Below are 8,586 nucleotides of genomic sequence, written 5' to 3'. Positions count from 1 at the left end.
GGCCTTTGAAAGCCTTGCGGAATTTATGTTTCTTGGGTTGCAGCATGATGCTCTACCTATTCCTCAAAAATCAACGTTGATGCTGCGGACGGACGCCGGAAGTTTGCGCTTCCACCATCAACCGGTCTTGAGCCATCGGGTCGTGACCCAATATCTCGCCTTTGAAAATCCAAACCTTGATACCGATGATGCCGTAAGCGGTCAGCGCTTCATATTCAGCATAGTCGATATTGGCGCGCAGCGTATGCAAAGGCACGCGGCCTTCGCGATACCATTCAACCCGCGCGATTTCCGCGCCGCCCAAACGGCCGCCACAAACAATTTTAATACCTTCAGCACCAAGCCGCAGAGCAGACTGCACCGCACGCTTCATGGCCCGACGGAAAGCAACACGGCGGATCAGCTGATCACCAATGCCCTGAGCTACCAGCTGCGCATCGACTTCCGGCTTGCGGATTTCGACGATGTTCAGCGAAACGTCACCGGACGACATGTCACTCAGCTGGCGACGCAGCTTTTCGATATCCGCGCCTTTCTTGCCGATGATGACGCCAGGGCGCGCAGCATAGATCGAAATGCGGCAGGTCTTAGCCGGACGTTCAATGACCACCTTCGAGATCGCTGCCTGTGGCAGGGTCTTGATGATGAACTTGCGCATCTTGATGTCTTCCATCAAGAGGTCGCCATAGTTGGAACCTTCCGCATACCAGCGAGAGTCCCAGGTCCGGTTGATCTGCAGGCGAAGCCCGATAGGATTACTCTTTTGACCCATGGTTACGCCTCTTCCTCTTCATGTTCGCGCACAACGATGCGAACGCGGCTAAATGGCTTGATAATCTTGGCTGAACGACCACGAGCCCGCGCCTTCCAGCGCTTCATCGTGATGGACTTGCCGACACTCGCTTCGTGAACGATCAATGCGTCAACATCCAGATTGTGATTATTCTCTGCGTTGGCGATTGCCGAAGCCAGAACTTTGCTGACATCCTTGGCCATCGCCTTTTTCGAGAACGAAAGGATGTTCAAAGCCTCTTCCGCTTTCTTGCCACGGATCAGCTGTGCAACCAGGTTCAGCTTCTGGGCAGAACCACGAATGGAATTGCCAACAGCCAAAGCTTCATTGTCGCCAACACGGCGCGGTGATGATGCCTTACCCATTATTTCTTGCCTTTTTTGTCAGCGCCATGGCCGTAGTAGTTACGCGTCGGAGCGAACTCGCCAAGCTTGTGACCAACCATGTCCTCATTCACGGAAACCGGAATGAATTTCTGGCCGTTGTAAACGCTGAAGGTCAAGCCGACGAAATCAGGCAATACGGTAGAGCGACGCGACCAGGTCTTGATCGGCGCGCGCGCATTGTTTTCCTGCGCTGTCTGCGCTTTTTTCAGCAGGTGGAGGTCAACAAAAGGACCTTTTTTGATGGAACGAGCCATGCTTACCTCTTCTTCTTCGCGTGACGCGACCGGATGATCATCTTGTCAGTCGATTTGTTGCTACGGGTACGAGCACCCTTGGTCGGCTTGCCCCATGGCGTTACCGGATGACGACCACCGGAAGTCCGGCCTTCACCACCACCATGCGGGTGATCGACTGGGTTCTTTGCAACACCGCGAGTCAAAGGACGACGTCCCTTCCAGCGCGTGCGCCCTGCCTTGCCGAAATTCTGGTTCGAGTTGTCGGGGTTGGAAACCGCGCCAACGGTCGCCATGCAATCGGAACGCAGGTAACGCTGCTCACCGCTCTTCAAACGAACGATAACCATGCCGCGATCACGACCAACGATCTGAACATAAGCACCCGCCGAGCGAGCGATCTGACCGCCCTTGCCTGGCTTCATTTCGACATTGTGAACGATCGTGCCGACCGGCATTTGCGACAATAGCATCGCGTTACCAGGCTTCACGTCGGTCTTTTTGCCAGCGACCACTGTGTCACCAACATCGAGCCGCTGTGGCGCGATGATGTAAGACAGTTCGCCGTCTTCATATTTCAGAAGCGCAATGAAAGCCGTGCGGTTGGGATCATATTCAATCCGCTCTACCGTCGCAGACATATCCCACTTGCGCCGCTTGAAATCGACGAGGCGATATTTCTGCTTGTGACCACCGGCGATGCCGCGCGAAGTGACATGACCTTTATTGTTACGGCCACCCGTCTTGTTCTTGCCTTCGACAAGCTTCTTGACGGGCTTGCCTTTCCAAAGGCCGCTCTTGTCGACCAGAATAAGACCACGCCGGGCGGGGCTTGTTGGTTTATAGGATTTTAATGCCATGTGCCCTTAAACTCCCGTGGTGATGTCGATCGTCTGGCCTTCAGCCAGCGTGACAACAGCCTTCTTGATGTCGTTGCGTGTATAGGGGCGACCCTTCCACTTCTTGGTCTTGCCCTTTTGCACCAGCGTGTTGACGTTTTTGACTTTGACATCAAACAACGCCTCGATGGCGGCCTTGATCTGCGGCTTGGTCGCGGTGTTCGCTACTTTGAACACCACAGCATTATGTTCGCTGAGCAAGGTTGATTTTTCGGTGATGTGCGGACCGACAATCACGTCATAATGACGGATATCGACTGCTTCTTTTTTAGCCATTGAAGCGCGCCTCCAGCTTTTCTACCGCTGCGCGCGTCAGCACCAGGGTCTCATGGTTCAGGATGTCATAAACATTGGCACCAGCAGCTGGCATCACGTTGACGCGCGGGATGTTATTGGAAGCCTTCGAGAACGCTTCGTTAACAGCATCGCCATCCATGATCAGTGCAGATTTACCGAAACCGAGCTTGGCGATATTGGCCAGAAGCGCCTGTGTTTTGGCTTCTTTCAGATCAATATTCTCAAGCACGATCAAATTGTCGTTCTTGACCTTGTCACTCAGCGCCATTTTCAGACCCAGAGCGCGAACTTTCTTGTTCAGCGACGGATTGAAATCACGCTTGCGGGCACCGTGGGCTTTACCACCACCGATGAAGATCGGAGCACGGCGATCACCATGACGAGCAGTACCACCACCCTTCTGGTTGCCGTATTTCTTGCCGGTCCGAGCGATGTCGGAACGCTCACGGGTCGGACGGGCCGTTCCGCGGGCTTTTTCACGCTGCCAGTTGACGACACGGTGAAGAATATCTGCACGCGCTTCGATACCGAACACGTCATCGTTCAATTCGATGTCGCCCTTGGCTTTGGCGTCGAGGGTTTTCACTTTCAATTTCATGGCTTAGCCCTCCTTCCCTGCATCATCTGCGGCATCGGACTGTTCTTCTGCCGGCGCTTCAGCTGCTGCTGCGATTTCCGCATCGGTTGGACCAACCGGCGCTTCGATTGCTGCATCCGCTTCAATCATGCCTGCCGGCGCATCTTCGGTTGCCGTTTCATCCGCATTGCGGCGCAGAGCACCCGGGAATGGAACGCCTTCAGGAAGAGCAACCTTCACTGCGTCCTTGACGAGGAGCCAGCCACCTTTGGAACCAGGAACGCTGCCGCGCACAAAGATCAAACCGCGAGCGGCGTCAGTGCGGACGATTTCCAGGTTTTGCTGGGTACGGTTTCTCGCACCCATGTGACCGGCCATTTTCTTGCCCTTGAACACCTTGCCCGGATCCTGGTTTTGACCAGTAGAACCATGAGCACGGTGAGAGATGGAAACACCGTGGGTTGCGCGCATACCGCCGAAACCCCAGCGCTTCATCGCACCGGCAAAGCCCTTACCCTGGGTCACACCCTGGATATCGACCATCTGGCCGGCAATGAAATGGTCTGCAGTGACGGTGGCACCGATGGGGAGCAAAGCGTCTTCGCTATCAACCCGGAATTCGGCAACACGCGCCTTTGGCTCAACTTCCGCTTTCGCAAAAGCTTCGCGCTGTGGTTTATTTACATTTTTCGCTTTACGGGCACCAGCACCAAGCTGAACAGCAAAATAGCCGTCACGTTCCTGATTGCGGGCTCCAACAACCTGACATTCTTCCAGCGAAAGAACGGTAACCGGCACATGCCGTCCGTCTTCCTGAAACAAGCGGGTCATCCCCATTTTTTTAGCGATCACGCCTGTACGCACGATCAATCTCCTTCACAGAGGCCGAACGAACCATTTCGTCCGGCTTGCCAACCCCAAATTGTAATGCATCACCCCGTCCGGGCTGTATTGTTCCGAAAAGTTCGGAACGAGACGGAGGACGCTGCCCGGTAAAAACCGGCGGTATCCTGTCGTTTGTCTATTTCCGCCTTGGCGGAAACTGATCAGGTGGCTCAGGCCAGCTTGATCTCGACATTCACGCCAGCAGCGAGGTCAAGCTTCATCAAAGCATCGACCGTCTGTGGCGTCGGCTGCACGATATCGAGCAACCTTTTGTAAGTCCGCACCTCGAACTGCTCCCGAGACTTTTTGTCGACGTGCGGTCCGCGGTTAACGGTAAATTTTTCAATGTGCGTTGGCAAAGGTATCGGTCCACGGATGAGAGCGCCGGTGCGGCGCGCCGTATCAGCGATATCGCCAGTTGCTTGATCTAGAACCCGATGGTCGAATGCCTTCAAGCGAATGCGAATATTCTGCGTTTCCATGTACCTGTTACCAATGTCAAAGAGCCAAAAATAAACCGCCCCGATTTTCTGTCGAAAAGGCCGGAGCGGCGAAAAAACTGGCTGCCCGAATCACCGATCCGGGCAGCGAGGCGTTCCTATATTACTTTGTTACGTTGCTGACAACCCCTGATCCAACGGTCCGTCCACCTTCGCGGATAGCGAAGCGGAGACCTGGATCCATGGCGATCGGAGCAATCAATTTCACGCCGATTGTCACGTTGTCACCTGGCATAACCATTTCCGTGCCTTCAGGAAGGATCACTTCGCCGGTCACGTCGGTCGTGCGGAAGTAGAACTGTGGACGATAGTTAGCGAAGAACGGCGTATGACGACCACCTTCGTCTTTCGACAACACGTAAACTTCAGCCGAGAACTCGGTGTGCGGAGTGATCGAGCCTGGCTTACAAAGAACCTGGCCACGCTCAACTGCATCACGGTCAATACCACGGATCAGCGCACCAATGTTGTCGCCAGCCTGACCGGAGTCGAGCAGCTTGCGGAACATTTCAACACCGGTGACGGTGGTCTTGGTGGTATCTTTGATACCGACGATTTCACATTCGTCGCCAACATTCACGATGCCGGTTTCAACACGGCCGGTAACAACCGTACCACGGCCGGAGATCGAGAAAACGTCTTCGATTGGCATCAGGAAGTCCTGGTCAACCGGACGTTCTGGCTGAGGAATGAAGTCATCGACAGCTTTCATCAGTTCAAGGATTTTTTCCTTACCGATGTTGTCGTCGCGGCCTTCCAGAGCAGCCAGCGCAGAACCGGCAACGATAGGAATATTGTCGCCGTCAAAGTCGTAGGACGACAGCAGTTCACGGATTTCCATTTCAACCAGCTCGAGCAACTCTTCGTCGTCGACCTGATCAACCTTGTTCATGAACACGACCAGAGCCGGAACACCAACCTGACGGGCAAGCAGGATGTGCTCGCGGGTCTGTGGCATTGGGCCGTCGGCAGCGTTAACCACCAGAATGGCACCGTCCATCTGAGCAGCACCGGTGATCATGTTCTTCACATAGTCAGCATGGCCCGGGCAATCGACGTGCGCATAGTGACGTGCGTCGGTTTCATATTCAACGTGGGCGGTTGAAATGGTGATGCCGCGCTCACGCTCTTCAGGTGCCTTGTCGATATTTGCAAAGTCAACAGCCTTACCGCCGCTGGTTTCAGCAAGCACTTTGGTGATCGCCGCAGTCAACGTCGTTTTACCGTGGTCAACATGACCGATGGTGCCGATGTTGCAGTGCGGCTTATTGCGCTCAAACTTCTCTTTAGCCATTTTATTTTACCTCTGATTTTCTATCGTCTTGATAGCCTGCGCCGCGCTTTGGCGAGACTCTCCAATTCTGTCAACACCCTTTTGCCGGTCTGGGGATTTTCCCGTCAGACCCGCACAAAAGGAAAGCGCATTATCCCAAAAAGGAGTGGCTCTTAGGCCATTTTCTCCTTGATCTCTTCGGCTACATTGCTCGGCACTTCTTCGTAATGCGAGAACTGCATCGAATATTGTGCACGTCCCTGACTGAAGGAACGCAGTTCATTCACATAACCGAACATGTTGGCCAGCGGCACCATGGCATTGACTGCCTGGGCATTACCGCGCGTATCCGTACCCTGAATTTGTCCCCGGCGAGAGTTCATATCGCCGATCACGTCTCCAAGATAGTCTTCCGGTGTAACCACTTCAACTTTCATGATCGGTTCAAGCAGCTTGATGCCGGATTTCTGTGCCGCTTCGCGCATTGCTGCCCGAGCTGCGATTTCGAAGGCCAGCGCCGAGGAGTCGACGTCATGATAGGCACCGTCAAACACGCGGATGTTGAAGTCGATGATCGGGAAGCCAATCAGCGAGCCGGTTTCCGCGGTTTCGCGCATGCCCTTTTCAACCGAAGGGATATATTCTTTCGGAATATTACCGCCCTTGATTTCGTCTTCGAACGTGATGCCGGATCCGCGCTCGCCCGGAGTGACCTCGAACTTGATACGCGCGAATTGACCGGAACCGCCGGACTGCTTCTTATGCGTGTAGTCAACTTCGACAGCCTTGCCGAGTGATTCGCGGTAAGCCACCTGCGGTGCACCGACATTGGCCTCGACCTTGAATTCGCGCTTCATGCGGTCAACCAGAATGTCGAGGTGAAGCTCGCCCATGCCCTTGATGATCGTCTGACCCGATTCATGGTCGGTCGACACCTGGAACGAAGGATCTTCAGCAGCCAGACGGTGCAGAGCAACGCCCATCTTTTCCTGGTCAGCCTTGGTCTTTGGTTCAACGCTGAGCTCGATCACCGGCTCAGGGAATTCCATGCGCTCCAGAATGATCGGCTTCGCCGGATCGCAGAGCGTGTCGCCGGTGGTGGTGGTTTTCATGCCAGCCAGCGCAACGATGTCGCCTGCAAACGCTTCCTCGATGTCCTTGCGGTCATTGGAGTGCATTTCCAGGATACGGCCGACTTTTTCCTTCTTGTCCTTGACCGAGTTCAGCAAGGTGCCCTTTTCCAGCTTGCCGGAATAGATGCGGCAGAAGGTCAGCGTGCCCACGAACGGATCGTTCATAACCTTGAACGCCAGCGCCGAGAATGGCTCGTCATCGGAAGATGGCCGGGTATCTTCGGTTTCGCCGTCCAACAGAACGCCCTTAATGGCAGGAACGTCGAGCGGGCTTGGCATATAGTCGACAACCGCGTCGAGCAAAGGCTGAACGCCCTTGTTCTTGAACGCCGAACCACAAAGCACAGGCACGAAGCTCTGGTTGAGCGTGCCCTTGCGGATCAGCGCCTTCAGAGTCGCGGCATCCGGTTCATTGCCTTCGAGATATTGCTCCATGATGTCATCGTCCTGCTCAACAGCAAGCTCGATCAGCTTCTCGCGATATTCAGCCGCTTCGTCGGCCATGTCCGCAGGAATCTCACCATAAGTATATTCAGCACCCAGATCTTCGTTCTTCCAGGTGATCGAACGCTGGTTCACCAGATCGACCAGACCAACCAGGTTCGCTTCGATGCCGATTGGCAGATAGAGAACCGCTGGAGTCGCGCCGAGACGCTCGATGATCGACTGCACGCAGAATTTGAAGTCGGCGCCGGTGCGGTCGAGCTTGTTGATGAAGCACATCCGCGGGACTTTATATTTGTCAGCCTGGCGCCATACGGTTTCGGACTGCGGCTCAACACCGGCAACGCCATCGAAACAGGCAACCGCGCCATCGAGCACACGCAGCGAACGTTCAACTTCAATGGTGAAATCAACGTGGCCTGGCGTATCAATGATGTTGATCCGGTGCTCTGGCCCCTTGCGGTCTTCCGCATTCCAGAAACAGGTGGTCGCAGCAGAGGTAATGGTAATACCCCGCTCCTGCTCTTGTTCCATCCAGTCCATCGTCGCCGCGCCATCATGCACTTCGCCGATCTTGTAGGACTTGCCGGTATAATAAAGAATGCGTTCTGTAGTCGTTGTCTTACCAGCGTCAATATGGGCCATAATGCCGATATTGCGATATCGTTCGAGCGGATGGCTGCGTGCCATAGTCTGTACTCCAATATGTGGGGAACCAAAATCTGGCTGCCCTATAGTGAAATGGGCTGAACAATGCCAGCCCTGTGATGTTTGAATCGATCGGTTTTTACCATGACGGCGACCCGGCGGATTTCCGCAAGGTCGCCGTTATGACATTTATATAGTGTGCCTGGTGCGCTTCTACCAGCGGTAGTGAGCAAATGCGCGGTTGGCTTCTGCCATCTTGTGCGCATCTTCCCGCTTTTTCACCGCATTGCCGCGGTTGTTCGACGCATCGAGAATTTCTCCCGACAGGCGAGCAGCCATGGTGGTTTCGCTGCGACCACGAGCGGCAGCGATCATCCAGCGGATTGCCAGAGCCTGCGCACGTTCGGGACGCACTTCGACGGGAACCTGATAGGTCGCACCACCAACACGGCGGCTGCGCACTTCGATGCCCGGCTTGATATTGTTGAGAGCATCATGAAACAGCTGCAAAGGATCTT

General features: G+C 54.6%; 11 protein-coding genes. All 11 read right to left on the bottom strand.

Annotation, left to right across the window (positions count from 1 at the left end; genetic code table 11):
* Positions 1 to 70 precede the first annotated feature (70 nt).
* Positions 71 to 772 (bottom strand): 30S ribosomal protein S3, encoded by a 702-nt coding sequence (rpsC, locus tag ACN0WW_RS17065; RefSeq protein ID WP_323801238.1) that lies wholly within the window; start codon positions 770 to 772, stop codon positions 71 to 73.
* Between the two features lie 2 nt (positions 773 to 774).
* Entirely contained in the window at positions 775 to 1,158 is a 384-nt protein-coding gene (gene rplV, locus ACN0WW_RS17060) for a 50S ribosomal protein L22 (protein WP_089132918.1), read from the bottom strand.
* On the bottom strand, positions 1,158 to 1,433 hold the full coding sequence (gene rpsS / locus ACN0WW_RS17055; RefSeq protein ID WP_089132919.1) for a 30S ribosomal protein S19: 276 nt from the start codon (positions 1,431 to 1,433) through the stop codon (positions 1,158 to 1,160). Before rpsS ends, rplV begins: the two co-directional genes overlap by 1 nt.
* Positions 1,434 to 1,435: 2 nt before the next feature.
* A complete protein-coding gene (rplB, locus tag ACN0WW_RS17050) occupies positions 1,436 to 2,272 on the bottom strand; it encodes a 50S ribosomal protein L2 (protein WP_417614244.1) in 837 nt (278 codons plus the stop codon).
* 6 nt (positions 2,273 to 2,278) lie between these two features.
* The gene (locus ACN0WW_RS17045) at positions 2,279 to 2,587 is read right to left on the bottom strand and encodes a 50S ribosomal protein L23 (RefSeq protein WP_067198324.1); all 309 of its coding nucleotides are present in this window, start codon (positions 2,585 to 2,587) and stop codon (positions 2,279 to 2,281) included.
* Entirely contained in the window at positions 2,580 to 3,206 is a 627-nt protein-coding gene (rplD, locus tag ACN0WW_RS17040; protein WP_417614242.1) for a 50S ribosomal protein L4, read from the bottom strand. The genes ACN0WW_RS17045 and rplD overlap by 8 nt, the downstream gene beginning before the upstream one ends.
* Before the next feature lie 3 nt (positions 3,207 to 3,209).
* A complete protein-coding gene (rplC, locus tag ACN0WW_RS17035) occupies positions 3,210 to 4,049 on the bottom strand; it encodes a 50S ribosomal protein L3 (RefSeq protein WP_417614240.1) in 840 nt (279 codons plus the stop codon).
* 191 nt (positions 4,050 to 4,240) lie between these two features.
* On the bottom strand, positions 4,241 to 4,552 hold the full coding sequence (gene rpsJ, locus ACN0WW_RS17030; protein WP_066744965.1) for a 30S ribosomal protein S10: 312 nt from the start codon (positions 4,550 to 4,552) through the stop codon (positions 4,241 to 4,243).
* A gap of 121 nt (positions 4,553 to 4,673) precedes the next feature.
* Complete coding sequence (gene tuf, locus ACN0WW_RS17025; protein WP_417614237.1) at positions 4,674 to 5,864, bottom strand: elongation factor Tu; 1,191 nt, start codon at positions 5,862 to 5,864, stop codon at positions 4,674 to 4,676.
* A gap of 152 nt (positions 5,865 to 6,016) precedes the next feature.
* The gene (gene fusA / locus ACN0WW_RS17020) at positions 6,017 to 8,110 is read right to left on the bottom strand and encodes an elongation factor G (protein WP_417614235.1); all 2,094 of its coding nucleotides are present in this window, start codon (positions 8,108 to 8,110) and stop codon (positions 6,017 to 6,019) included.
* Between the two features lie 171 nt (positions 8,111 to 8,281).
* On the bottom strand, positions 8,282 to 8,586 hold a 305-nt coding region (gene rpsG / locus ACN0WW_RS17015), incomplete at its 5' end, for a 30S ribosomal protein S7 (RefSeq protein ID WP_417614233.1).

The sequence above is a fragment of the Parasphingorhabdus sp. genome (assembly GCF_048269865.1).
GTDB lineage: Bacteria > Pseudomonadota > Alphaproteobacteria > Sphingomonadales > Sphingomonadaceae > Parasphingorhabdus.
Note: the sequence above shows the minus strand (reverse complement) of the source record. Positions and strands in the feature narration are given on the sequence as shown.